Origin of the sequence: Bradyrhizobium paxllaeri (assembly GCF_001693515.2) — a bacterium.
In the GTDB taxonomy this organism is placed as follows: Bacteria; Pseudomonadota; Alphaproteobacteria; order Rhizobiales; family Xanthobacteraceae; genus Bradyrhizobium; species Bradyrhizobium paxllaeri.
The window spans coordinates 1,565,271-1,590,097 of record NZ_CP042968.1 but is presented as its reverse complement, the minus strand read 5'-3'; the positions used below and the strand labels follow the sequence as shown (position 1 = coordinate 1,590,097).

The following is a 24,827-nucleotide window of genomic DNA, read 5'->3' as shown; positions in this document are numbered from 1 at the left end:
GCGGACAAGGTAGGAATGAAACCGACTGATATCTCGGCGCCAGACTACTTTCACAAGGTGGTCGATTGCCAATGGGCCTGCCCCGCACACACACCGGTTCCCGAGTATATCCGTTTGATTGCCGAGGGGCGTTACAGCGACGCCTACATGATCAACTGGAAATCGAATGTGTTCCCCGGAATTCTGGGACGCACCTGCGATCGTCCATGCGAGCCGGCATGCCGGCGCGGCCGCGTCGAGGATAATCCGGTCGCGATCTGCCGCCTGAAGCGCGTTGCCGCCGACTTCAAGGACGACGTCAGGCACCGCATGCCGAGGCCTGTCGCGAAGAACGGCAAGCGCATCGCGCTGGTCGGCGGCGGTCCCGCTTCTCTCGCCGTGGCACGCGACCTCGCGCCGCTCGGCTATCACTGCACCGTGTTCGATTCCGATCCCAAGGCGGGCGGCATGATGCGGAGCCAGATTCCGAAATTCCGCCTGCCCGATACGGTCATCGACGAGGAAACCGATTACATCCTCAACCTCGGCGTCGAGTTCAAGGGCGGTCACCGCATCGACAGCCTGAAGAAGCTACTGGCCGAAAATTACGACGCGGTCTTCATCGGCTCCGGCGCGCCGCGTGGCCGTGAGTTGGATATCCCTGGCCGCAAGGAAGCCACCGCCAATATTCACATCGGTATCGAGTGGCTGGCGTCCGTCTCGTTCGGCCATGTCGAGAAGATCGGCAAGCGTGTGATCGTGCTGGGCGGCGGCAACACCGCGATGGATTGCTGCCGTACCGCGCGCCGGCTCGGCGGCGCGGACGTCAAGGTCATCGTGCGCTCCGGCTTCGAGGAAATGAAGGCGAGCGCCTGGGAGAAGGAAGACGCCATTCACGAGGACATTCCGATCCTCAATTACATGGTGCCGGTCGCGTTCAAGCATGTGAACGGCAAGCTGATCGGCGTCACCTTCCAGAAGGTGAAGGCCGAATACGACGCCAAGGGCCGCCGCAATCTGGTGCCCTCCGGCGAGCCGGACCAGACCATCCCCTGCGACGACGTGCTGGTTGCCGTCGGCCAGGAGAACGCCTTCCCCTGGATCGAGCGCGATTGCGGCATCGAGTTCGACAAGTGGAACATGCCGCAGGTCGATCCCAAGACGTTTGTATCGACCAACCCGAAGGTGTTCTTCGGCGGCGATGCTGCGTTCGGCCCGAAGAACATCATCTGGGCAGTGGCGCACGGCCATGATGCTGCGCTGTCGATCCACAAGATGATCTCGGGCGAGGACATCAACGAGCGCCCGCTGCCCGAGGTGCATGTCACCTCACAGAAGATGGGCATCCACGAGTGGAGCTACGACAACGACATCTCGGGCGACAAGCGCTTCAAGGTGCCGCATCGCGACAAGGTGATCGCGCTGAAGGACATCAAGACCGAGGTCGAGCTCGGCTATGACGTCAAGCTCGCGCTCGGCGAGGCGCAACGCTGCCTGAACTGCGACGTGCAGACCATATTCTCGGCGCCGGCCTGCATCGAATGCGACGCCTGCGTCGACATCTGCCCGATGGATTGCATCACCTTCACAGAGAATGGCGAGGAAGAGGACCTGCGGCAGCGGCTGAAAGCGCCCTCGCCGCGTCACGACCAGGCGCTCTATGTCGCCGAAGGGCTCAAGACCGGGCGCGTCATGGTGAAGGACGAGGACGTCTGCCTGCATTGCGGGCTGTGTGCCGAGCGCTGCCCGACCGGCGCCTGGGACATGCAAAAGTACCTCATCGATATGACTCACGCAGGTTCGACATGCCAGACCAAAGCCCGATCAGCAGCGTAAACGACTTCGTCGTCCGCTTCGCCAACGTCAACGGCTCGGGTTCGGCGAGCGCCAACGAACTGTTCGCGCGCTCGATCCTGCGCCACGGCGTGCCGGTCTCTCCGCGCAACATCTTCCCCTCCAACATCCAGGGGCTGCCGACCTGGTACGAGGTGCGCGTCACCGAAGCCGGCCATCTCGGCGCCCGCGGCGGCGTCGACATGATGGTGGCGATGAACCCGCAGACCTGGGACAAGGACGTCGCCTCGATCGAGCCCGGCGGCTATCTGTTCTACGATTCCACCAAGCCGATGCCGTCGTCGAAGTTTCGTGCCGACATCAACGTCATCGGCGTGCCGCTGACCGCGATCACCAACTCGACCTACACCGACCCGCGTCAGCGTCAGCTGTTCAAGAACATCATCTATCTCGGCGCGCTCTGCGCCCTGCTCGACATGGATCCAAAACTGGTCGAGCAACTGATCGGGGAGCAGTACAAGAGCAAGGAAAAGCTGTTGTCGTCGAACGTCCACGCGCTGCATCTCGGCCGCGACTGGGCGCTGCAGAACCTGAAATGCCCGATCGGACTGCAGGTGAAAAAATCAGACAAGGTCGGCGACCGCATCTTCATCGAGGGCAACAGCGCAGCCGCGCTCGGCGCCGTCTATGGCGGCGCCACCGTCTGCGCCTGGTATCCGATCACGCCGTCATCGTCGGTGGCGGAGGCCTTCACGAGCCACTGCAAGAAGCTGCGGCACGACCCCGAGACCGGCAAGGCGAAATACGCGATCGTCCAGGGTGAGGACGAGCTCGCATCGATCGGCATCGTGATCGGCGCCTCCTGGAACGGCGCGCGCGCCTTCACTGCGACCTCCGGTCCCGGCATCTCCCTGATGACCGAATTCATCGGCCTTTCGTACTTCGCGGAAATTCCGGCCGTGATCATGAACATCCAGCGCGCCGGCCCTTCGACGGGAATGCCGACGCGCACCCAGCAATGCGACATCATCGCCTGCGCCTACGCTTCGCACGGCGACACCAAGCACGTCCTTTTGTTTCCGGAAGACCCGGCCGAAGCGTTCGAGTTCGCGGCGCAGTCGTTCGATCTCGCCGACCGGCTGCAGACCATGATCTTCCTGATGCTCGATCTCGACATCGGCATGAACCACCGCCTCTGCCGCCCGCTGAAGTGGGACGACGCGAGGCAGTATGACCGCGGCAAGGTGATGACGGCGGCAATGCTCGACGAACCCGGGCGCGATTTCGGCCGCTATCTCGACGTCGACGGTGACGGCATTCCCTACCGCACCTATCCGGGCACGCATCCGACCAAGGGATCGTTCTTCACCCGCGGCACCTCGCGCGACCGCTACGCCCGCTATTCGGAAGAAGGCGCGGTTTACGCCGACAACATGCAGCGGCTGGTGCGCAAGTTCGAGACCGCGCAGGACCTGGTGCCGCGGCCGTTGCAGGCCAACGCCGCCAAGCCGACCAAATACGGCGTGATCTATTTCGGCTCGACGGCGCCCGCGATGGACGAAGCGATCGGCCTGTTGGAAGCGCGCGGGCACCAGCTCGATCGCATGCGCATCCGCGCCTTCCCGTTCCACTCCAGCGTGGCGAGCTTTATCGCCGACCATGATTTCGTGTACGTGGTCGAGCAGAACCGCGACGCCCAGCTTCGGCAGTTGATCGTCAACGAGAACGGCATCGATCCGGTCCGGCTGGTACCGATCCTGCACTATGACGGCACACCGATCACCGCGCGCTTCATCGCCAATGCCATCGGCGACCACCAGGACCATCTCAAGGTGACCCCTCTCCGCAAGGCCGTGTCATGACCTACATTGCAAGGCCAAAATTTCATCATCCCGGCCTGAAGAAGAACGATCTCGGCTATACCCACCGCGACTACGAGGGCAAGATCTCGACGCTGTGCGCCGGCTGCGGTCACGACTCGATCACGGCTTCCATCATCGAAGCCTGCTACGAGCTGTCGATCGAACCGCATCGCGTCGCCAAGATTTCAGGCATCGGCTGCTCGTCGAAGACGCCGGACTATTTCCTCGGCAATTCGCACGGCTTCAACTCCGTGCACGGCCGCATGCCGTCGGTGCTGACCGGGGCCAACCTCGCCAACCGCGACTTGATCTATCTCGGCGTCTCCGGCGACGGCGACTCGGCTTCGATCGGCTTCGGCCAGTTCGCACATTCGATCCGGCGCGGCGTCAACATGACCTATATCGTCGAGAACAACGGCGTCTACGGCCTCACCAAGGGCCAGTTCTCGGCGACCGCCGACCGCGGCTCGAAGTCCAAGAAGGGCGTGATGAACACCGACAACGCTATCGACCTGGTGGCGATCGCGCTGCAACTCGGCGCCAGCTTCGTGGCGCGCAGCTTCTCCGGCGACAAGACCCAGCTGGTGCCGCTGATCGCCGCCGCGATCCGCCACAAGGGCGCATCCTTCATCGACGTCATCAGCCCCTGCATCGCCTTCAATAACCATGCCGGCTCGACCAAGAGTTTTGACTATGTCCGCGAGCACAATGACGCGGTGAACCGGCTCGACGTGCTCACCGGCCGCGACCCGATCACGGTCGAGTATGCGCCGGGCACGGTGCAGGTGGTCGAGCAGCATGACGGCACGCGGCTGGCGCTGCGCAAGATCGACGCCGATTATGACGCCAGCGACCGGCTGGCGGCGATGACCTTCCTGCAGAAGCACGCCGCCAAGGGCCAGGTGGTCACAGGGTTGCTGTATGTCGATCCCGATGCGGAAGACTTGCACACCCATCTCGACACCGTCGAGACGCCGCTCAATACGCTGGAAGCCAAGGACCTGTGCCCTGGCACGGCGGCGCTGGAAAAGATCAACGCCAGCCTGCGGTAGCTACGCCGCCACGGAGATGTTCCGTGGGTGCGCGACATACTCCTTCAGGACCGTGCCGGACGCGTCGCTCTCGACGAGCGATACGTCATAGCTCCAGAGATCGGCGAGGTGCTGCAGCACGCGCTTGGTATCGGTCTCGGTGAGCTGGGCGCCCTTCACCACGGTGTGGCGCAACATCAGCCGGCGATCGCCGGCAAGGTCGACATCGACGACTTCGATATTCGGATCGATGAAACCGACGTCGTACTGCCGCGCCAGTTCGCGCCGCAGCCGGCGGTAGCCGCGCTCGTTGTGGATGGCATCGACCAGGATGCCCGCGCGCTCCTCCGGATCATCATGCAGGTGGAACAGGCGGAAGTGCCGCATCAGCCGCGGGCTCATGAACTGGCTGATGAAGCTTTCATCGCGATAGTTGGCCCAGATGTCGCGCAGCACGGCCATGGCATCGCCCTTGCCGGCGATATCCGGAAACCACTCGCGATCCTCGGCGTCCGGATCGGTGACGATGCGCTCGATGTCCTGCATCATCGCAAATCCCAGCGCATACGGGTTGAAGCCGGAATAGCGCGGATCGTCGAACTCGGGCTGGAACACCACGTTGGTGTGCGACTGCAGGAATTCGAGGAAATTGCCGTCGGTCAGCCTTCCCTGCTGATGCAGCCGGCTCATGATGCGATAGTGAACGTAGGTCGCCGTGCCCTCGTTCATGACCTTGGTCTGGCTCTGCGGATAGAAATATTGCGCGATGTGGCGCACGATCCGCAGCAATTCGCGCTGCCAGGGGCGCAGGCGCGGCGCGGTCTTCTCGAGAAAATACAGCAGGTTTTCCTGCGGCAGGCCGAGCATCTGGCGGCGGCGTTCGACGTCCAGTATCGCGCTGCTCTTCACCTTGCCGCCCGGAACGGTGCGCCACAAATCGTTGAATGCGGCCTCCTCATGGGCACGGCGCCTGCCCGCTCGCTTTTCCTCGGCGCGCAGGTCGAGACTCTTCTTGCCGGGATAGCGATCGATGCCGTGCGACATCAAGGCGTGCGCGGCGTCGAGCGTGTGTTCGACCGCCTGCCGGCCGTGGCGGTCCTCGCAATGCGCCACGTAGCGCTTGGCGAATTCGAGATAATCCAGAATGCCGTCAGCATCCGTCCATTGCTTGAACAGATAATTGTTCTTGAAGAAATGATTGTGGCCGAAGGCGGCATGCGCGATGACGAGCGTCTGCATCGTCGCGGTGTTTTCCTCCATCAGGTAGGAAATGCACGGCGACGAGTTGATGACGATCTCGTAGGCCAGCCCCATCAGTCCCTTGCGATAGGATGCCTCCTGAAAGGCAAAGTGTTTGCCGAATGACCAATGCTTGTAGAACAGCGGCATGCCGACGGATGAATACGCGTCCAGCATCTGCTCGGCGGTAATGACCTCGATCTGGTTGGGGTAGACGTTGAGCCCCAGCTCATCGCACGCGACCTGCTCGCAGGTGTCGCAGATCTTCTGCAGCGTCCGGAAATCCCAGTCGGCGCCCTGAAACAGCAACTGGTCGGTCGCAGTCATGACGCGGTCCTTTCCTGCTGGCTACGGCGCTGGAAGAGATCGTGAAACACCGGGAAGATCTCGCTGCGCTCATTGACCTTGCGCATCGACAGCGGCGCGCCATTCGCACGCAGGCCCTCGTAAAGGGTCCAGAGCGCGGAATTCGGCATTTCGTAGGACAGGCCGTTTTCCTGGCCGACTTCCAGATAGGCAAAGAACTGGCTGACCGGCAGGATCTTGTCGGTCAGAAGCCGGCTCGCGACCTCGCCGTCCGCGTAGGAATTGTCGCCGTCGGAAGCCTGCGCGGCATAAATGTTCCAGTCCTCGGGGCGGAACCGCGTGCGCACGATGTCGTGCATCGCCTGCAATGCGCTCGACACCAGCGTGCCGCCGGAAGCCGGCCCGTAAAAGAACGTCTGCTCGTCGACCTCTTCGGCCCGGTCGGTGTGCCGGATGAAGACAATCTCGACATGGCGATAACGCCGCTTCAGGAACACGTAGAGCAGCATGTAGAAGCGCTTGGCGAGATCCTTCATGTGCTCGGTCATCGAGCCGGAGACGTCCATCAGACAGAACATCACGGCCTGCGCCACCGGCTTCGGCACCGTCTCGAAACGGCGGTAGCGGATGTCGATCGGATCGATGAACGGGATGCGTTTGATCTTTGCCTTCAGGGCCTCGATCTCGGCCAGCAGTTCGACGCGGCGCGCCTCGCTGCAATCCTCAAGCTCGGCTTCGAGGGCCGCCAGTTCCTCCGGCCGCGGCCGCCGCAGCGCGACGCGACGCGCCAAGGCACGGCTTACGGTGCGGCTGACCGAAATATTGGCGGGCGAGCCTGACGTCGAGTAGCCCGCCCGGCGAATGCCCTCGCATTCGACCTCGGCCAGCTTTCGCTTGGCGAGATCGGGCAATTCGAGGTCATCGAGGAACAGGTCGACAAACTCGTCGCGGCTGAGGACGAAGCGGAACGTATCCTCGCTGTCGCCCTCGCCCGCACCCCTGCCCTTGCCGCCGCTCTGGTTCGGCCGCGGCAGCATGTCGCCTTCGACGAACTTCTTGTTGCCAGGCAGCACCATGTCGCGCGTGCCGCCCTCGCGGCGAAAGCGCGGCTCGTCCATGCCATCAATGGGTACGCTGACCTCGCCGCCCTCCAGGACATCCTTGATGTCCCGTTCCTGCGACGACTTCTTCACCGCCCCTTGAACCAGCGCCTTGGCTCGACGCAGAAAGCGCTGGCGATTCTCCAGACTCTTGCTACCCGGATTCAGGCGCCGGTCGACGATGTGAATGGCCACGGTCTCATCCGCCTCAGCCTGCCTGTTTTACGCGCATGTACCACTCGACCAACCGGCGGACTTGTCGCTCGGTATAGCCTCGCTCGACCATGCGCGCGACAAACTCGCCATGCTTCTTTTCCGTCTCTCCGTCTTTCTTCGAACCGAACGAAATCACGGGAAGCAGGTCCTCGACCTGGGAGAATATCCGCTTTTCGATCACTTCGCGAATCTTCTCGTAGCTGGTCCAGGACGGGTTCTTCCCGCTGTTCTGGGCCCGCGACCGCAGCGAAAACTTGACCACCTCGTTGCGGAAGTCCTTCGGATTGGCGATGCCGGCCGGCTTTTCGATCTTGGTCAGTTCCTGATTGAGCAGCTCGCGATCGAGCATTTGCCCGGTGTCGCGATCCTTGAAATCCTGGTCCTCGATCCAGGCATCGGCATAGTCGACATAGCGGTCGAACAGGTTTTGGCCGTAATCCGAATAGGATTCGAGGTAGGCCTTCTGGATCTCATGCCCGATGAATTCGGCATAGCGAGGCGCGAGTTCAGCCTTGATGAACTCGAGGTAACGCTTCTCGACCTCGTCGGGAAGCTGCTCGCGCCGGATCGCCTGCTCCAGCGTGTACATCAGATGGACCGCGTCGGCACCAACCTCGCTGGTGTCGTGATTAAAGGTCGCGGCGAGGACCTTGAACGCGAAGCGGGTCGAAACGCCGTCCATGCCTTCATCGACGCCGGCAGCATCCCTGTATTCCTGAACGCTGCGCGCCTTCGGATCGGATTCCTTCAGGCTCTCACCGTCATAGATCCGCATCTTGGCGAACACGGTCGAATTCTCGTGCCTGCGCAACCGCGACATCACCGAGAAGCGCGCCATGGTTTCCAGCGTGGCCGGAGCGCACGGTGCGGCGGCCAGTTCGGAACTCTGGATCAGCTTCTCGTAGATCTTCTGCTCTTCGGTGACGCGCAGGACGTACGGCACCTTGATGACGCAGATGCGGTCGATGAAGGCCTCGTTGTTCTTGTTGGTCTTGAAGCTTTGCCATTCGGCCTCGTTGGAGTGGGCGAGAATGTGACCGGTGAACGGGATCGCACCGATATTCTCGGTCCCGATATAGTTGCCCTCCTGCGTCGCCGTCAGCAGCGGGTGCAGCATCTTGATCGGCGCCTTGAACATCTCGACGAATTCGAGAATGCCCTGGTTGGCGCGATTGAGACCACCGGAATAGCTGTAGGCGTCGGGATCGTTCTGGGCGAGGGTCTCCAGCTTGCGGATGTCGACCTTGCCCACCAACGACGAGATGTCCTGGTTGTTTTCGTCGCCGGGCTCGGTCTTTGCGATCGCGATCTGGCGCAGCCGCGACGGCTGGATCTTGGCGACGCGGAACTGCGAGATGTCGCCACCGAAGGCTTCGAGGCGCTTGTAGCACCACGGGCTCATCAGACCAGTGAGGCGGCGGCGCGGAATGCCGTACTTTTCCTCAAGCATCGGCCCCAGCGATTCCGGATCGAACAGGCTGAGCGGACTCTCGAACACCGGACTGAGTTCGTCACCAGCCTTCAGCACGTAAATGGGGTGGACTTCCATCAACGACTTGAGGCGTTCGGCGAGCGACGATTTTCCGCCGCCGACAGGTCCAAGCAGATAGAGGATCTGCTTGCGCTCTTCGAGCCCTTGAGCTGCGTGGCGGAAGAAGCCGACGATGCGCTCGATCGTATCTTCCATGCCGTAGAAGCCGGCGAAGGCCGGATAGAGCCGCATGGTGCGATTCAAAAAGATACGGCCAAGGCGAGGGTCCTTGGCCGTGTCAATCATCTGAGGCTCGCCGATCGCAGCTAGTAGTCGCTCCGCAGCATTGGCGTATCGCATCGGATCGTTTCGACACGACTCCAGATATTCCGCCATCGACATATCGGTCTGGCTTCTAGCTTCGAAGGACCGGGCGAAAGCATTGAACAGAGAATCGTTGTACATGATCCGTCTCTCCATGGTCACCTGATAAATGCCGGACGCACCGTCGGGTTCCAGTAGCGGAGCGTCACAGCTTCCGTCTCGCGAATCACCATAAGCACCTGCACTGATTGGACACGCGAGCCAGATCACAATGCAATGCAATAGTCGTGCTAAGCGGCTCAGCCTCGTAAAGATACGGGTCCATTTCGCTCCCGTTGTATCCGCGCGGCAACATTTTGCACCGGGCTAATACCGAGCGGGAGGTAAGGGGTTTTTTAACGATTCTGCGCACTGCACTGCTCGAATCGGCGACGGCTTTGGCAGTCTGAAGCAGCAAAGCGGAGAAAATCCGGATTCCAGGCGGCCCAAAGGTGCGAGAACGGTGGCCTTTTGTCACCTTCGGCAGGCCGGCCAGTCGCGAAAGGGCCAAGATTAACACCCGTTCATTTCGCGGGCCGGGGCGTTGAACGCGCCCCGTGCCAACTGCAACTAAAGTACGGTGCCGCGCGTTTAATCCGAGTCTGCCATGAAATTCGTCTGGATCGTCGCAGCTGTTGCCTCCCTCGTCGGAGCCAATGCCTCTCTCGCCCAGGAGGCGGTCGACAAGGCGAAAGCCGCCACCTTCAATATCAAGATGTTCAGCGGGCCGCTCAGCCACAAGGCCTATGCCTGCTTCGTGCGTCGTTATGACGCCAGCCATCTGGCGCAGCACCCCAGGCAGAAAGTCAGCGCGATGAAGCTGCTGGTGACAGCCGAAGAAGCGCCGGAGGACAAGATCGTCAACTATTCCTTCCGCCTTGGCTTCAAGTATCGCCACCGCGCCGGCAACTTCGATTCCAGCGGCTCTTGCAGTCACATTGCCGCCGAAAACAGCGGCGGTGAAATTCGGCTCGGCTGCGGCGTCGATTGCGAAGGCGGCGGCATCGAGGTGGCGATGAAGGATGCGCGATCCGCGCTGATCCGGCTTGAGCGCATCAGAGCCTGGGAGCGCAACAAGGCCGACGAAGACGCCAGCGACGATCTGGCGGCCGGTGCCGACGACAAGATTTTCCGCGTTGATCGCGCCGATCTGCACGAATGCTCCGACTTGGTGACCGATCGCAAGGAGCTTGCGGCACTCAGGCACAAGTGAGCCACTCTACATAAGTTGGTGAACCACCTACTTAGGTTTGTGAACCACACCACTTAGGCTGGAACGACGTCATGTTACGTTGGAAGGACGTTATGCATCGACGCAACATGCTGTGGGGCGCGGTTTCGGCGTTCAGTGCAGTCTTTGCTGCCTCTCGCGCAAACACCGCTGCCGAAGCGCCTTCAACAAAATTGAAGGTGGTGTATCACCTCAACGATCTCGACAAGGTGAACTTCGTTCTGAGCAACATCCAGAACCATCTCAACGGTGTCGGCGGCCCCGATCACGTCACGATCGCGCTGGTGGTTCACGGCCAGGCGTTGCGGGCGTTTCACTCCGCTTCCGTCAATCCAGACATTTCCCGGCGCGTCGGCCACTTCAACAAAGCCGGAATCGAATTCGCTGTCTGCGGCAACACCATGAAGTCGCAGAATGTCACGCTGACGGATTTGTTGCCGGGTTTTATCGCCGACGACCGCGGCGGCGTGGTGCGGATCGCCGAGCTGCAATCGCAAGGCTATCTTTACCTGCGACCATGAGGCGTTGCCGATTGACGTGAATGTTTCACGTCGACCGCTCATTTGAGCGATCTGGTCGCCGCACTTTCGCCCGCGCCATCGAGTTGAATGCCTCTTGTGTTCGGATGCAGTCGCGATGGCGTCTGCGCGCCCGCTCCCACCCCGACATGCGAGTTGTGTCCCCCAGCAACCGCCCGCGGAATGTTTTGCGCATGAACCCTCAAATGCACGCCGGCGCCGGCGGCTTCCGCTGCGCGCGGGCCGAAGGCGAGCAGGCCGGCCAAAAGCACGAGGCAGGTGCGAGACGAAAAACAACGGCTCATGACGGGCTCCTTCACAACTTCGTGCTTGTGCCCGTTGGTGTCGCCATTTCGACAACCGGTTCGACCCGCCAGCCGGCATCGAGACCGGCCATTTTACGGGATCGAACCGGTGCCAATGGCGTTAATATCGCAGGGAAACCTCCCCCATCCGACCGCAAGCCCAACCAAATATTGACTTTCCGGCCCTGCCCCCGAAAGCTGCCAGAAACCCAAAAACAGACCGCGCAAACAGAACAGGCACCATGAATCCCGTCAAATCACTCGAAAACCATGGCCAGGCCGTCTGGCTGGACTTCCTCGCCCGTGGCTTCGTCGCCAAGGGCGACCTCAAGGCGCTGATCGACACCGACGGCGTCAAGGGCGTGACGTCGAACCCCTCGATCTTCGAAAAGGCGATCGGCAGTTCGGACGAATATGACGGCGCGATCAGCCATGCCCTGAAGGCGGGCGACCGCCCGGTCGCCGACCTGTTCGAGGCGGTGGCGATCGAGGACATCCAGAACGCCGCCGACGTGCTGCGGCCGGTTTATGACAGCCTGGACGGCGGTGACGGTTTTGTCAGCCTCGAGGTCTCGCCCTATCTGGCGATGGACACCAAGGGAACGATCGCCGAGGCCGAGCGGCTCTGGAAGGACGTCAATCGGCAGAACCTGATGGTGAAGGTGCCGGCAACACCGGAAGGCCTGCCCGCGATCGAGCATCTGATCGGCGAAGGCATCAGCATCAACATCACGCTGCTGTTCTCGCAGGACGTCTATCGCGAGGTGGCAGAAGCCTATATCGCGGGCCTGGAACACTACGTGGCCAAGGGCGGCGATCCCTCTCACGTCGCCAGCGTCGCATCTTTCTTCGTCAGCCGCATCGATACCGCCGTCGACAAGCAGCTCAACGAGAAGATCGCCAGGGCCAATGACCCCAGCGAGAAGGAGCGGCTGAGCGCGCTGAAGGGCAAGGTCGCCATCGCCAACGCCAAGCTCGCCTATCAGGACTACAAGGGGCTGTTCGCAGGCCCCCGCTGGGAGAAGCTTGCCGCCAAGGGCGCCAAGCCGCAGCGGCTGCTGTGGGCCTCCACCGGCACCAAGAACAAGGACTACAGCGATGTGCTGTATGTCGAGGAGCTGATCGGTCCCAACACCGTCAACACGGTGCCACCGGCAACGCTCGATGCATTCCGCGACCACGGCAAGCTGCGCGACAGTCTGGAAGAAAATATCGAGGACGCGCAGCGCGTGCTCGAAGAGCTCGAAAAATCCGGCATCTCGCTCGACGACATCACCGCCGAACTGGTCACGGACGGCGTCAAGCTGTTCGCTGACGCCGCCGACAAGCTCTATGGCGCGGTCGCGAACAAGCGCGCCGCCTCTCTCGGCGGCGGCATCGACCACCAGCAACTCGCGCTCGGCGATGGCATCCGAAAGGCCGTCGAGAAGAGCACCGAGGACTGGCGCGCATCGGCCAAAATCCGAAGGCTGTGGCAGAAGGACAAATCGGTCTGGACCGGCGAGGATGAGAATAAATGGCTGGGCTGGCTCGACAGCCCCGCCACAGCCGACGTCGCCAATTACGAGGATTTTGCCCGGCGCGTGAAGGGCCAGAAATTCAGCGACGTCGTCGTGCTCGGCATGGGCGGATCGAGCCTCGGGCCGGAGGTGCTGGCGGAAACCTTCCCCAAGAAGTCCGGCTTTCCGAAACTGCACGTGCTTGATTCCACCGATCCTGCGCAGGTGCGCGCGATGGAAGACACCGTCGATCTCGCCCACACGCTCTTCATCGTCTCCAGCAAATCCGGCGGCACCACCGAGCCGAACGTGATGAAGGATTACTTCTTCGATCGCGTCGCCAGGACGGTCGGCAAGGACAAGGCCGGCCATCGCTTCGTGGCCGTGACCGATCCCGGCTCGTCGCTGGAGAAGAATGCGATCAGCCAAGGCTTTGCCCGTATCTTCCACGGCGATCCCGCGATCGGCGGACGCTATTCGGTGCTGTCGCCGTTCGGCCTGGTGCCGGCGGCCGCCGCCGGCATCGACGTGCGCAGCCTGATCGAGCATACGCTCGCGATGGTGCGCTCCTGCGGCGCCGACGTGCCGCCGCATGAAAACCCGGGCGTGCAGCTTGGGCTCGCGATGGGTCTGGCCGGCCTCGAAGGCCGTGACAAGGTGACCATTACCTCGTCGGAAAAGGTCGCCGATTTCGGCGCCTGGGCCGAGCAGTTGATCGCCGAATCCACCGGCAAGGAGGGCAAGGGGCTGATCCCGATCGACGGCGAGCCGCTCGGTGCTCCCTCGCTCTACGGCAACGACCGCTTCTTCATCGATATCAGGACCGAAGGCGAGGACGACGCCTCGCATGACGACCGGCTCAAGGCGTTGGAAACGGCCGGACATCCCGTGGCCCGCATCGTCATGAAATCGATCGACCATATCGGCCAGGAATTTTTCCGGTTCGAGATGGCGACCGCCGTGGCTGGCGCGATCCTCGGCATCAATCCGTTCAACCAGCCCGACGTGGAAGCGGCGAAGATCAAGACGCGGGAACTGACCGGCGCGTTCGAAAAGACCGGTTCGCTCCCGGCGGAGAAGCCTGTCATTTCGACCGACGAGGCCGATCTCTATACCGACGAGCAAAATGCGGCCGAGCTGCGCAAGGCCGGTGCCGATGGCACGCTCGGCTCCTGGATCAAAGCTCAGCTTTCGCGCGCGGACAGCGGCGACTACGTCGCCCTGCTCGCCTATATCGCGCGCAATCCCGGCACGATCGGCTCGCTGCAGAAGATGCGGCTTGCGGTGCGCGACACGCATCATCTGGCGACCTGCGCCGAATTCGGCCCGCGCTTCCTGCACTCGACCGGTCAGGCCTACAAGGGCGGCCCCGACAGCGGCGTGTTCCTGCAGATCACGGCCGACGATACCGAGGATTTGCCGGTGCCCGGACAGAAAGCGAGCTTCGGCATCATCAAGGCGGCGCAGGCGCGCGGCGATTTCGACGTGCTCACCGAGCGCGGCCGGCGCGCGCTGCGCGTCCACCTCAAGGGCAGCCTCGGGCCGGGACTGGCCGCACTCGATGCCGCAATTTCGGAAGCGCTCAGTTAGGAAAGTCAGATGCAACTCGGCATGATCGGTCTCGGCCGGATGGGCGGCAACATCGTCCGCCGGTTGATGAAGAACGGCCACACCGCCGTGGTCTACGACAAGGATGCCAAGGCGGTCGCCGCACTTGCCGGCGAAGGCGCAACCGGCGCGGAAACGCTGGAAGCGTTCGTGGCAAAACTGGAGAAGCCGCGCACCGCCTGGGTGATGCTGCCGGCCGGCAAGATCACCGAGGCGACCATCGAGGCGCTCGCCAAGCTGATGCAGCCTGGCGACGTCATCATCGACGGCGGCAACACGTTCTGGCAGGACGACGTCCGCCGCGGCGCGGCGCTGAAGGAGAAAGGCTTGCACTATCTCGACGTCGGGACCAGTGGCGGCGTCTGGGGCATCGAACGCGGCTATTGCATGATGATCGGCGGCGACAAGGCCGTTGTCGACCGGCTCGACCCGATCTTCAAAACACTGGCGCCGGGCGCCGGCGACATTCCGCGCACACCGGGCCGCGAGGGCCGCGACCCACGCGTCGAGCAGGGCTATATCCACGCCGGCCCTTCCGGCGCCGGACATTTCGTCAAGATGATCCACAACGGCATCGAATACGGCCTGATGCAGGCCTATGCCGAGGGTTTTGACATCCTCAAGAACGCCAACATCGAAGCCTTGCCGCCGGAGCATCGCTTCGACATGAACATCGCCGATATTGCCGAGGTGTGGCGGCGCGGCAGCGTCATTCCGTCCTGGCTGCTCGATCTCACCTCCTCCGCACTCGCGGAAAACCAGACGCTGGATAATTACTCCGGCTTCGTGGAAGATTCCGGCGAAGGTCGCTGGACCGTCAACGCCGCGATCGACGAAGCGGTGCCGGCGGAAGTGCTGACGGCGGCGCTCTACGCGCGCTTCCGTTCGCGCAAGGATCACACCTTTGCGGAAAAGATCCTCTCGGCAATGCGGGCCGGTTTCGGCGGCCACAAGGAGCCGCCGAAGAAACCTGATACGAAGGCGTAGGCTGTCATGGCTGTCGGTAAAGCAGCACGGCAACGGCCAGATCCCTGCTCCTTCGTCATCTTCGGCGTCACCGGGGACCTCGCGCACCGGCTGGTGATCCCCGCGCTCTATAACCTCGCGGCCGCCGATCTCCTGCCGGACAAATTCTGCGTGGTCGGCATCGCCCGCAAGGGGATGACCAGCGATCAACTGCGCCACAACCTGATGAAAGGCCTGCGCCAGTTCGCCACCCGCGCCGTCGACGATGCGATCGCCGAGCGCCTTCTTGCATGCGTCACCTGCATCGAGGCCGATCCGAAAGAGCCTGAAACGTTCGATGCCATGAGCCGACAGCTCGACGCATTGGAGGCCGCTCGTCAAACCGGCGGCAACCGCCTGTTCTATCTGGCGACGCCGCCGAACGCGTTCCTGCCGATCAGCCGTGAGCTCGGCCGCACCGGCATGCTGGCGGAGAATGGCGCATGGCGGCGGCTGGTGGTCGAAAAGCCGTTCGGCACCGACCTCGCTTCGGCAAAAGCGCTCAACAGCGAATTGCTCAAACTGGTTGAAGAGCACCAGATCTATCGGATCGATCATTACCTGGGCAAGGAGACGGTGCAGAACATCCTGGTGCTGCGCTTTGCCAATGGCATGTTCGAGCCGATCTGGAACCGCAACCATATCGACCACATCCAGATCACCGTCGACGAAAAACTCGGCGTCGGGCACCGCGGCAGCTTTTACGACGCGACCGGCGCCCTGCGCGACATGGTGCCGAACCATCTGTTCCAGCTGCTGTCGCTCGTCACGATGGAGCCGCCGGTGAAATTCGACGCCCATTCGGTGCGCTCCGAAAAGGCCGAAGTGCTTTCCGCGATCCAGACCCAGACCGAGCAGGAGGCGCTGCAAAATTCCGTGCGCGGCCAGTATCGGGGCGGCAGGATTGGCGATGTCGAAATCGACGACTATCGCAAGACCCCCGACGTAGCGCCTGGCAGCACCACCGAGACCTATGCCGCGCTGAAGCTGACCATCGACAATTGGCGCTGGGCCGGCGTGCCGTTCTATCTCCGCACCGGCAAAGCGCTCGGCGTCAAGCGCACCGAAATCGCCATCAAGTTCAAGCAGGCGCCGTTCGCGATGTTCCGCGACACGCCGGTGGACCGGCTGTCGCAGAACTACCTCATCATCTCGACCGAGCCGACCGAAGGCATCGCGCTGCAATTCAACACCAAAGTGCCGGGGCCGAACATCAACATCGACGGCGTCGAGATGAAGTTCCGCTACAAGGATTACTTCAAGGCCGAACCTTCTACCGGCTACGAGACGCTGATCTATGACTGCATGATCGGCGACAATATCCTGTTTCAGCGTGCCGACAGCGTCGAGGCCGGCTGGCAGGCCGTGCAGCCGTTCCTCGATGCCTGGAAGAAGGCCGGCGGCAAGGGATTGAAGGTTTACGAGCCGGGCAGCGAAGGGCCGGAGGAAGCCAACGATCTGCTTGAACGCGACGGCCGTAGCTGGCGGAAACTGGGCTGAGCGATGACGGCGGAAGACAATCGCCATGTCGTTGCGGTCGCCGATCCGGCCGAACTCGCAAAGGCCGCCGCCGAACGCCTTCTCGCCCGAATAGCCGCCAACAACGGCCGCGTGGCGATTTGCCTGACCGGCGGATCAAGCCCGAAGCAGCTCTATCAGTTGCTGGCGACCGATGCGTATCGAAGCCGGATTCCATGGCAGCGCGTGCACTGGTTCATCGGCGACGAGCGCTTCGTGCCGGCGGACGACCCGCTCAATAACATGGGCATGGCGCGAGCGGCCTTCCTGGACCGATGCGCGCCGGCGGCCAATATCCATCCGATTCCAACGGCGACCGCCGACCCGGCCGACCCCGACCGATGCGCCGCGCTCTACGAACAGGAGCTGCGATCGTTCTATGGCGCAGACATGCTCGATCCAGCCTACCCCCTGTTCGATCTCGTGTTGATGGGCATAGGTCCCGACGGCCATACCGCGTCGCTGTTTCCCGGCGATCCCGCGCTCGACGAGACCGTGCGCTGGGTCGTCGGCGTGCCCAAGGCGAATGTCGAACCATTCGTCCCGCGGATCACGCTTACGCTGCTCACCCTTGCCTCCTGCCGCGAAATGTTGTTCGAGGTTGCAGGCGGAGCCAAGCGCGCGATCTTGACGCGGTTGTTCGCAGGCGAGAACCTGCCCGCCAACCGCGCGCGATCCACCGGCGAGACGATCTGGCTGGTCGACCGGGACGCGCTTCCGGAGGATTTTGGTTGAGCGACAGGACTCTTTGCGCGCTGGTGGTGATGGGCGTTTCCGGCTCGGGCAAGAGCACCATCGCCGATCATCTCGCCAAACGCCTCGGCTGGCGCTACGAGGACGGCGACCGCTTTCACCCGCCGGCCAATGTTGCGAAGATGAGCGCCGGCCATCCGCTGACCGACGAAGACCGCTGGCCGTGGCTCAAGGCGATCGCCGACGAGATCGACCGGCTCGCAGCGTTCGGCGAGCACGCCGTGATCGCCTGCTCGGCGCTGAAGCGCGCCTATCGCGACGTTCTCGTGCACGGGCGCGACGATGTCAGAATCGTCTTTCTCCAGGGAACGCAGGAGCTGATCGCGGAACGGCTTGCGGCCCGCAAGGGACATTTCATGCCGCCGGGCCTGCTCGCCAGCCAGTTCAGAACGTTGGAGCCGCCTGATACCGACGAGCATCCGATCAAGGTATCGATCGATGCCCCGGTCGAGGCAATCGTCGACGACATCGTCAATCAATTGAACCTGGTTTCCCAATGACCCGAATCGCACTCGTTGTTTCCGACGTCGACGGCACCCTGTTGACGCACGACAAGATCCTGACCGAGGGCGCAAAGGCTGCCGTGCGCAAGCTGCATGCGGCCGGCGTCGGCTTCACCATCGTCTCGAGCCGGCCGACCATCGGCATGGGTTTTCTGATCGATCCGCTTTCGATCACGCTTCCGATCGGCGCCTTCAACGGCAGCTCGATCGTCGATAACAGGCTCAAGCCGATCGAGCAGCACCTGATTCCGCCTGCAGTGGCGCAGCGCAGCCTCGACGTGCTCAATGCGTTCGGCGTCGATATCTGGCTGTTCAGCAACGAACGTTGGTACACGCGCAATCCCGACGGCGAGTATGTCCCGCACGAGAAACGAGCCATCAAGGCCGACCCGACCATCGTCACCGACTTCACGCCGCATCTTGCGGAGGCCTGCAAGATCGTCGGCGCCAGTTCGGACCCGGCGCTGCTGCAGCGTTGCGAAGTGGCCATGAGGGAGGCGGTGGGTCTTGAGGCGACCGCGGTGCGTTCGCAGACCTACTATCTCGACGTCACGCCGCCCGGCCACGACAAAGGCACCTTCGTGGACGCCATGATCAGGCGCCTCGGCATTTCGCCCGCAGCGGTCGCGACCATCGGCGACATGGAAAACGACCTGCCGATGTTTGCCAGGAGCGGCGTTTCGTTTGCGATGGGCAACGCGGCCGACAGCATCAAGCAGCGCACGACGCATGTCTCCGACAGCAACGAGCACGACGGGTTTGCGGCCGCCATCGATACGGTACTGCGGCTTGGATAGGCCGATCCGGCGTATCAAGGCCGCCTGAAGGATAAATCGAGGACTTGTCAAAGTCTTCCGGCGACGAATCCGGTCCTGTCGGCGGGCACAATCGGCAAGCGCGAGCCGGTGTCCGAGCGCCTCCTCCTCCCATGAAGGCAGGCCCCCCAGCCCGAGCCTGCCTCGGCGAACGGGCGGCGGCTCGCGCGACTTCCAACAACCTCAGTGGGCTTGTCGCTCCCTCCGGTATGATTGTCGACCGCCGGCCGGTATTTCCGCCGACCGGCGTTGCTCGGTCTTCAACCGCCATGCGCATTCGACATCTCCGACAGGACCTAATCGACGCTGAAGCTCGACGGCTTCTGCCGTCGCCCGGGAGGCGTGTTCGCAACCGTCTTCACTATGACGTGGAAAATCACTGCGCCGCACGCTGGCCATATGCACGCCGCCGGGCATGAACGCATCGCCATATCCGAATGCACGTCAACGTGATTATCCGGACACGTCGTGGCTGAAAGCTCCCTCAGGATCGTTCCGGTCCAAGTGCCCCATGAATCCCTGCTCCGCCCTGACTCGATCATACGATCGATAAGTCTCTGTTTCCCTTGCCAGCGCAGCAGATGCCATAACCGAAATAGACCACGCTGTAATGTACGGCTCGTGCCAAATCTTCCGACGCCTCACATCCCCTGGAAACCCTGCAGCGCAATCGTTGCTCATTCGACCAGCGTGAAGGCTTGTCCGATAATTCAAATCAAAGCTTCGCGCCGGGCAGAAATCGGCCATGTCTTGCTCGCTCATAAATTGAGTTGTCTGCCTCGGCGGATGTCGCATAGTGTTCGTGGAAATGCATGAAGGCTGAGTTCTAGCGCAACACACGGCTGCAAGCAGATTCAGACGCATTCTGTTCAAGCAGCGAAACAGCGGACTTTGCCGATGGATGACTTGACGGTCATTACGTCTCGCGTGGATGGTTTCGAAGGCTTTCGCAACGCCGTCCACGGCTCGCATGTCGATGTGATGCAGCTTCAGCGCGGCCGGTTTCGCGGCCTGCTGACCCATATTGGCGCCGGCGACTTCTCTCTCAGCGTCGGATCTTTCTCCGTCGGACTTCGGACACAACGGACATCGTCCGATCCCAAGCTCATCGTCGGCATGCTGCTTGGTGCAGAGAATCGTGTCACGCACTGGTCGTACGATATGGACCCAGGGGACGTTCTCGTGATTCCGCCCGGCGTCGACCATGATGGGCGATTCCACGGCGCCGCATCATATGCAGCCCTCCGGCTCGACCTGTCCGACGTGGCCGGCGTTTTCGGCCGCGAGAACCGGATGGGTGATCCGACGAACTGGAACCGAAAAGATTGCTATCGCGCGGACCCGCGTATCGGCGGGAGAGCCATTGCAAAACTGCGCGAGATCGTGTCGCGACTGGCCGATCCGAACGCTCGCATCTCGCCGAAGGCCGTCGAGTTCTGGCGACGCACGATCATCGATGTCGTCACGGCGACCGTCCAACATTCGCAATCATCCGGCATGACGGAGATGATCCCATCGGCGACACGTGTAACGCAAAGGGCCGAGCAATATATCGAAACCGCCGGGTCCCGGCCCGTGCATATTTCCGAGATTTGCGCCGAGTGCGGCGTATCCCGCCGCAGCCTTCATCGGGCGTTCGACGAGGTGCTCGGCATCGGTCCGGTCACCTTTCTTCAACGCAAGCGGCTATGCGACATTCATTCCGCGCTCCGCGATTCCGATCCCGCCACGACGACGATCGCGGAAATCGCCCTGCAACATGGCTTTCTCAATCTCGGAAGATTTTCCGGCTATTACCGCACCCTGTTCGACGAGTATCCGTCCGAGACGTTCGGCAAGCGCTATCCCGGCAGGAGCCGGCGGCTGGCGGAGCCTGCCGCTACTTCGAACGCTGCACTGCCGGCTTCTCGGTCGGCGTCTTTGCCGCGCAGAGATTATGCGCGGTGTTGATCAGCGCGATGTGCGTCAGCGCCTGCGGGAAATTGCCGGTCTGGCGGCGAGCGGTCGGATCGTATTCCTCCGCCAAGAGGCCGAGATCGTTGGCGATCGCGACCACGCGGGCAAACAGCTCCTGCGCCTTGTCAAGCTCCCCGGCCAGCACATAGGCGTCGGCGAGCCACAGCGTGCAGGCGAGGAATGCGCCTTCGGCCGGCTGCTTCTCCACTTCACGGGGATCGTGCCGCAGCACGAAACCGTCGCGCATCAGATGATGTTCGACCGCGGCAAGCGTCCCACGCACGCGGGGATCGTCCGACGGCAGGAAACCCACCGACGGCAGCAACAGAATGGAGGCATCGAGCATCTTTGAGCCGTAGAACTCGACGAAAGCGTTCATTTCAGGATCAAAACCCTTGGTGCAGACGTCGCGATGAATGGTATCGCGCAACTTGCACCACTTCTCCAGCGGCGCCTTGAAGCCGAACGTCTCGGCGCTCTTGATGCCGCGGTCGAACGCGACCCAGGTCATCACCTTGGACGAGACATAGTGCTTTCCGGCGCCACGGCGCTCCCAGATGCCGTGGTCGGGCTTGTGCCATACTTCGGCAAGGTGCTGCAGCACGGCGCACTCCATCGCCCAGCTGGTTTCATCCATTTCGAGCTTGGCCACGCGCCACTGGTGAAACGCGTCGATCAATTCGCCGTAGACATCGAGCTGCAACTGCGCATGCGCGGCGTTGCCGACCCGAACCGGCCTTGCACCCTCATAGCCGGGCAGCCAGGTGGCCTCCCATTCCAGCAGGCGTCGCTGCCCCATGATACCGTACATGATCTGCATGTTGGCGGGAGAACCTGCCGCCGCCCGCAACAGCCAGCGGTGCCAGGCGGAAGCCTCCTCGGTATAGCCCGAGTTCATCAGTGCCAGCAGCGTGAAGGTGGCGTCACGCAGCCAGCAGAAGCGGTAGTCCCAGTTGCGCTGTCCCCCGAGCTGCTCCGGCAGCGACGTCGTTGGCGCGGCGACAATGCCGCCGGTCGGCGCATAGGTCTGCGCCTTCAGCGTGATCAGCGAACGCATCACGAGATCGCGGTATTCGCCTTCAAAAGTGCAACGGCTGCACCATTCGGTCCAGAACGTTTCGGTGTCCTGCAAGGCGTAAGCAGGATCGATCGGCTTGGGCACAGGAAGATGCGAGGGGCCGTAGGTGAGGACGAAGGGAACGGTGTCGCCCTCGCCCACTTCGAAATCGGCGACCGTCGTCAGGTCCTCGCCGCGGGTTTCCACCGGCGTCCGCAACACCGTCATGTCCTGCCCGCAGATTGCGAGCAGCGCGGAGCCATCCTCGCTTTTCTTGACCCAGGGAATGTCGACGCCGAAACCGAAGCGGATCACCAGTTGCATGTGCATCCTGACCCGGCCGCGAACGCCGCGCACCAGCCGCACCACATCGGAGGCGTTACCGCGCGGCGGCATGAAGTCGATCAGGTCGACTGTACCATCAGCCGTCTCGAACCGTGTCTCCAGGATCAGGGTGTCGCCCCAATAGCGGCGGGAGGTGCCGGTGACCTCCCCCGCCGGCGCGATCAGCCAGCGGCCGTGCTTGTGCGTGCCGAGAATAGCCGCAAAGCAGGCATCGGAATCGAATGCCGGCCAGCACAGCCAATCGATCGACCCGTCACGGCCGACCAGCGCCGCGGTTTCGCAATCGCCGATCAGCCCATAATCTTCGATCGGGCACGGCACGGTGATTCACCACCAGAGCGGGATGGCATTTCTTCCAGTCATCATCCCGCTCTGCCTTCCTGCTCGTGCATGATCTCTTCAGATCGCGGCGCGCGACCGCTCATGGGTTGCCGCCTTGAGCGCGGCGACGTCGACCGTGGACGTCATTTCCTCAATTGTCACCGGAAGCCGCCGCCGCCAGTTCGGATGCTCGTTGACGGTGCCGGGAATGTTGGGCTGATCGACCACGCCGAGCAGATCCTCCAGCGAGACCGCGAGCAGCCGTGATTTGGTACGCGCCAGGAAACTCGCAACCGAATAGAGATCGTTGCGATCGATGGCGTGATGCCGCAGCACGTCGTCCAGCATGGCAAGCGCGTGCCAGCGCGCCTCGTCGCTCTCGCCGGGATCGATCCCGAGCGAGCGCTTCAGCTTGAGATCGCCGAACGAGCGCCAGCCGGCATAGGTCGAGAGATCATGGGTGTTGAAGGTGACGAGCGCGTTGGTCAAATAATGATCGATGTTGCGGAACGATCCGTGGTCGTCGCGCTCGAACATCATCACAAGATATGACCAGATGCCCCAATCGGCGATCTGGTCGCGAAATCCTTCCGGCACCGTGCCGAGGTCTTCGCCGATCACGACGCAGCGTTGCGCCACGCTTTCCTGCGCGGTCACCGCCAGCAGCGCCTCGAACGGCATTTGCACATAGACGCCGTCGCGCGCGGTAAAGCCTTGCGGCACCAGATAGAGCCGCTTCAGCCCGAGAACGTGATCGAGCCGGATCGCGCCGGCATGCCGCATCGAGGCGCGTAGCATGTCGCGATACGGGGCAAACGACTGCTGCTCGAGCCCGACCGCATTGAAGCCGGCAAGGCCCCAGCTCTGGCCGGCGGTGTTGAGCGGATCGGGCGGTGCGCCGACGCCGAGGTGGCGCGATATTGCGACCTGCTCGTTCCAGGCGTCGAACCCGTCGGCCTGCACGCCGACCGCGACGTCGAGATAGAGCCCGACCTTCATGCCGAGCTTTTTGGCCAGATCGTTGGCCGCGCCGAGTTGCCGGTCGGCGGTCCATTGCACGAATTCGACGAATCCGATTTCGCCGGCGTCCTCACCCTGGCGCAAGGCGGCGCATCTGATATCGTCCGGCTGCTGCCATTCTTCCGGCCATTCCCACCATGGCTTGCCGAACTTGTGCCGGAGCACCTCGAAGCAGGCAAAGTGCGACAGCAACGTGCCGCGCTCGGTGCGGAATTTGTCAAAATCCTGTTGGCGCCCCGGCTTGGGAGCGGACTTGAAAGCGGCGAAGGCGGCGCGAAGCGCGCGCCACTTCAACCCAGCGACGCCGACGTAATCGACGACATCGCCTCCCCGCAACGATGCCAGCGCCTCGCGGATTTCGGAATCGGGCTGAAATTCGGGAAGCTTTTCAACGTCGATATAGAGCGCGTTGAGAAACAGCCGGCTGTTCGGCGAATACGGGCTGCAATCGCCCGGGCGATCGTCGAACAATGCATGCAACGGATTGAGGCCGACACCATCGGCGCCGAGCTGATCGGCGAGTTCGATCAGGTTGGCGAGGTCGGTGAAGTCACCCATGCCCCAGTTGCGGGCCGAGCGCACGCTATAAAGCTGGACCGCGAGCAGCCAGCAGCGGTCGAACTCGCCGCCAAACGCCCGTTCCGGCGCCGAAATCAGCGGCACGTCCTCGGTCGTTGCGGTATCCCTCACCTGCAGCCGATAGATGCCGAGCGGCAGGTCCTTCGGCCAGTCGATGGCGTGGTCCGAACTCTCGCCCTTGGCAATAACTCCCGAATCCGCAACGATTTTCCAGTCCACCGGGAGCCTGGCCTTCGGGAGTTCGGTTCGCGACGGCCGCCCGGACCGGACCACCACGGGGTGGCCGACCAGTGGCCCCGGCGCCTGCGGTGGCAGGGCATCCAGAATTATTTTGAGCGCGGCGGCGTCCGTCACACGGCGGTGACCCTGACCATCCAGGAACTCGGTTTGAATCCCCAGGGCTTTGGCTTGAGCAAAAAGGTCCATTCGGCAC

18 protein-coding genes are annotated in these 24,827 nt (G+C 62.5%); 12 read left to right on the top strand and 6 right to left on the bottom strand.

The window, feature by feature from the left end; all coding sequences use genetic code 11:
- The first annotated feature begins 15 nt into the window (after window positions 1-15).
- Genes LMTR21_RS07445 through LMTR21_RS07435 form a run of 3 tightly spaced genes read left to right on the top strand, consistent with a single transcriptional unit; the run spans window position 16 to window position 4,687 of the window.
- Window positions 16-1,815, top strand: a complete 1,800-nt coding sequence (locus LMTR21_RS07445; protein ID WP_065752813.1) for an FAD-dependent oxidoreductase — start codon at window positions 16-18, stop codon at window positions 1,813-1,815.
- A complete protein-coding gene (locus tag LMTR21_RS07440) occupies window positions 1,785-3,635 on the top strand; it encodes a 2-oxoacid:acceptor oxidoreductase subunit alpha (protein WP_065752812.1) in 1,851 nt (616 codons plus the stop codon). Before LMTR21_RS07445 ends, LMTR21_RS07440 begins: the two co-directional genes overlap by 31 nt.
- A complete protein-coding gene (locus tag LMTR21_RS07435; protein WP_065752811.1) occupies window positions 3,632-4,687 on the top strand; it encodes a 2-oxoacid:ferredoxin oxidoreductase subunit beta in 1,056 nt (351 codons plus the stop codon). The genes LMTR21_RS07440 and LMTR21_RS07435 overlap by 4 nt, the downstream gene beginning before the upstream one ends.
- Here LMTR21_RS07435 and LMTR21_RS07430 read toward each other — a convergent pair whose 3' ends face one another.
- Genes LMTR21_RS07430 through LMTR21_RS07420 form a run of 3 tightly spaced genes read right to left on the bottom strand, consistent with a single transcriptional unit; the run spans window position 4,688 to window position 9,463 of the window.
- Entirely contained in the window at window positions 4,688-6,232 is a 1,545-nt protein-coding gene (locus LMTR21_RS07430) for a SpoVR family protein (RefSeq protein ID WP_065752810.1), read from the bottom strand.
- Window positions 6,229-7,506, bottom strand: coding sequence for a YeaH/YhbH family protein (locus tag LMTR21_RS07425; protein WP_065752809.1), 1,278 nt, complete (start codon window positions 7,504-7,506; stop codon window positions 6,229-6,231). The genes LMTR21_RS07430 and LMTR21_RS07425 overlap by 4 nt, the downstream gene beginning before the upstream one ends.
- 13 nt (window positions 7,507-7,519) lie before the next feature.
- On the bottom strand, window positions 7,520-9,463 hold the full coding sequence (locus LMTR21_RS07420; protein ID WP_065752808.1) for a PrkA family serine protein kinase: 1,944 nt from the start codon (window positions 9,461-9,463) through the stop codon (window positions 7,520-7,522).
- A gap of 505 nt (window positions 9,464-9,968) precedes the next feature.
- On the opposite strand from LMTR21_RS07420, the gene LMTR21_RS07415 reads away from it, so the two are divergent.
- Both LMTR21_RS07415 and LMTR21_RS07410 read left to right on the top strand, forming a co-directional pair.
- Window positions 9,969-10,574, top strand: coding sequence for a hypothetical protein (locus LMTR21_RS07415; RefSeq protein WP_065752807.1), 606 nt, complete (start codon window positions 9,969-9,971; stop codon window positions 10,572-10,574).
- A gap of 92 nt (window positions 10,575-10,666) precedes the next feature.
- Window positions 10,667-11,113: a DsrE family protein gene (locus LMTR21_RS07410; RefSeq protein WP_065752806.1), complete on the top strand. Its 447-nt coding sequence runs from the start codon at window positions 10,667-10,669 to the stop codon at window positions 11,111-11,113.
- A 38-nt stretch (window positions 11,114-11,151) separates the two neighbouring features.
- Here the strand turns inward: LMTR21_RS07410 and LMTR21_RS07405 are convergent, their stop codons facing one another.
- Window positions 11,152-11,415: a hypothetical protein gene (locus LMTR21_RS07405; protein ID WP_141688279.1), complete on the bottom strand. Its 264-nt coding sequence runs from the start codon at window positions 11,413-11,415 to the stop codon at window positions 11,152-11,154.
- A gap of 242 nt (window positions 11,416-11,657) precedes the next feature.
- On the opposite strand from LMTR21_RS07405, the gene LMTR21_RS07400 reads away from it, so the two are divergent.
- The 7 genes from LMTR21_RS07400 (at window position 11,658) to LMTR21_RS07370 (ending at window position 21,066) form a co-directional block, all read left to right on the top strand.
- A complete protein-coding gene (locus LMTR21_RS07400; RefSeq protein WP_065752804.1) occupies window positions 11,658-14,504 on the top strand; it encodes a bifunctional transaldolase/phosoglucose isomerase in 2,847 nt (948 codons plus the stop codon).
- Between the two features lie 9 nt (window positions 14,505-14,513).
- Window positions 14,514-15,509, top strand: a complete 996-nt coding sequence (gene gnd, locus LMTR21_RS07395) for a phosphogluconate dehydrogenase (NAD(+)-dependent, decarboxylating) (RefSeq protein WP_065752803.1) — start codon at window positions 14,514-14,516, stop codon at window positions 15,507-15,509.
- Window positions 15,510-15,515: 6 nt separating this feature from the next.
- Window positions 15,516-17,027 carry a glucose-6-phosphate dehydrogenase gene (gene zwf / locus LMTR21_RS07390; protein ID WP_065752802.1) on the top strand — a complete coding sequence of 504 codons (1,512 nt, stop codon included), beginning with the start codon at window positions 15,516-15,518 and terminating at the stop codon, window positions 17,025-17,027.
- 3 nt (window positions 17,028-17,030) lie between these two features.
- Entirely contained in the window at window positions 17,031-17,780 is a 750-nt protein-coding gene (pgl, locus tag LMTR21_RS07385) for a 6-phosphogluconolactonase (protein ID WP_065752801.1), read from the top strand.
- A 29-nt stretch (window positions 17,781-17,809) separates the two neighbouring features.
- Window positions 17,810-18,298 (top strand): gluconokinase, encoded by a 489-nt coding sequence (locus LMTR21_RS07380; RefSeq protein ID WP_065752828.1) that lies wholly within the window; start codon window positions 17,810-17,812, stop codon window positions 18,296-18,298.
- Complete coding sequence (locus LMTR21_RS07375) at window positions 18,295-19,098, top strand: Cof-type HAD-IIB family hydrolase (RefSeq protein ID WP_065752800.1); 804 nt, start codon at window positions 18,295-18,297, stop codon at window positions 19,096-19,098. Before LMTR21_RS07380 ends, LMTR21_RS07375 begins: the two co-directional genes overlap by 4 nt.
- Before the next feature lie 915 nt (window positions 19,099-20,013).
- A complete protein-coding gene (locus tag LMTR21_RS07370; RefSeq protein WP_065752799.1) occupies window positions 20,014-21,066 on the top strand; it encodes a helix-turn-helix domain-containing protein in 1,053 nt (350 codons plus the stop codon).
- Here LMTR21_RS07370 and LMTR21_RS07365 read toward each other — a convergent pair.
- Window positions 20,996-22,795 (bottom strand): glycoside hydrolase family 15 protein, encoded by a 1,800-nt coding sequence (locus LMTR21_RS07365; protein WP_065752798.1) that lies wholly within the window; start codon window positions 22,793-22,795, stop codon window positions 20,996-20,998. The genes LMTR21_RS07370 and LMTR21_RS07365 overlap by 71 nt on opposite strands.
- A gap of 78 nt (window positions 22,796-22,873) precedes the next feature.
- Entirely contained in the window at window positions 22,874-24,820 is a 1,947-nt protein-coding gene (gene malQ / locus LMTR21_RS07360) for a 4-alpha-glucanotransferase (protein ID WP_065752797.1), read from the bottom strand.
- Between the last annotated feature and the right edge of the window lie 7 nt (window positions 24,821-24,827).

Excerpts from the sequence above, each read along its gene's own strand:
- LMTR21_RS07410 (WP_065752806.1), top strand. The coding sequence starts at position 10,667 with ATGCATCGACGCAACATGCTGTGGGGCGCGGTTTCGGCGTTCAGTGCA.
- LMTR21_RS07405 (WP_141688279.1), bottom strand. The coding sequence starts at position 11,415 with ATGAGCCGTTGTTTTTCGTCTCGCACCTGCCTCGTGCTTTTGGCCGGC.
- zwf (WP_065752802.1), top strand. The coding sequence starts at position 15,516 with ATGGCTGTCGGTAAAGCAGCACGGCAACGGCCAGATCCCTGCTCCTTC.
- LMTR21_RS07370 (WP_065752799.1), top strand. The coding sequence starts at position 20,014 with ATGGATGACTTGACGGTCATTACGTCTCGCGTGGATGGTTTCGAAGGC.
- LMTR21_RS07400 (WP_065752804.1), top strand. The coding sequence starts at position 11,658 with ATGAATCCCGTCAAATCACTCGAAAACCATGGCCAGGCCGTCTGGCTG.
- gnd (WP_065752803.1), top strand. The coding sequence starts at position 14,514 with ATGCAACTCGGCATGATCGGTCTCGGCCGGATGGGCGGCAACATCGTC.
- LMTR21_RS07375 (WP_065752800.1), top strand. The coding sequence starts at position 18,295 with ATGACCCGAATCGCACTCGTTGTTTCCGACGTCGACGGCACCCTGTTG.
- LMTR21_RS07445 (WP_065752813.1), top strand. The coding sequence starts at position 16 with ATGAAACCGACTGATATCTCGGCGCCAGACTACTTTCACAAGGTGGTC.
- pgl (WP_065752801.1), top strand. The coding sequence starts at position 17,031 with ATGACGGCGGAAGACAATCGCCATGTCGTTGCGGTCGCCGATCCGGCC.
- LMTR21_RS07380 (WP_065752828.1), top strand. The coding sequence starts at position 17,810 with ATGGGCGTTTCCGGCTCGGGCAAGAGCACCATCGCCGATCATCTCGCC.
- malQ (WP_065752797.1), bottom strand. The coding sequence starts at position 24,820 with ATGGACCTTTTTGCTCAAGCCAAAGCCCTGGGGATTCAAACCGAGTTC.
- LMTR21_RS07440 (WP_065752812.1), top strand. The coding sequence starts at position 1,785 with ATGCCAGACCAAAGCCCGATCAGCAGCGTAAACGACTTCGTCGTCCGC.
- LMTR21_RS07430 (WP_065752810.1), bottom strand. The coding sequence starts at position 6,232 with ATGACTGCGACCGACCAGTTGCTGTTTCAGGGCGCCGACTGGGATTTC.
- LMTR21_RS07415 (WP_065752807.1), top strand. The coding sequence starts at position 9,969 with ATGAAATTCGTCTGGATCGTCGCAGCTGTTGCCTCCCTCGTCGGAGCC.
- LMTR21_RS07435 (WP_065752811.1), top strand. The coding sequence starts at position 3,632 with ATGACCTACATTGCAAGGCCAAAATTTCATCATCCCGGCCTGAAGAAG.
- LMTR21_RS07420 (WP_065752808.1), bottom strand. The coding sequence starts at position 9,463 with ATGTACAACGATTCTCTGTTCAATGCTTTCGCCCGGTCCTTCGAAGCT.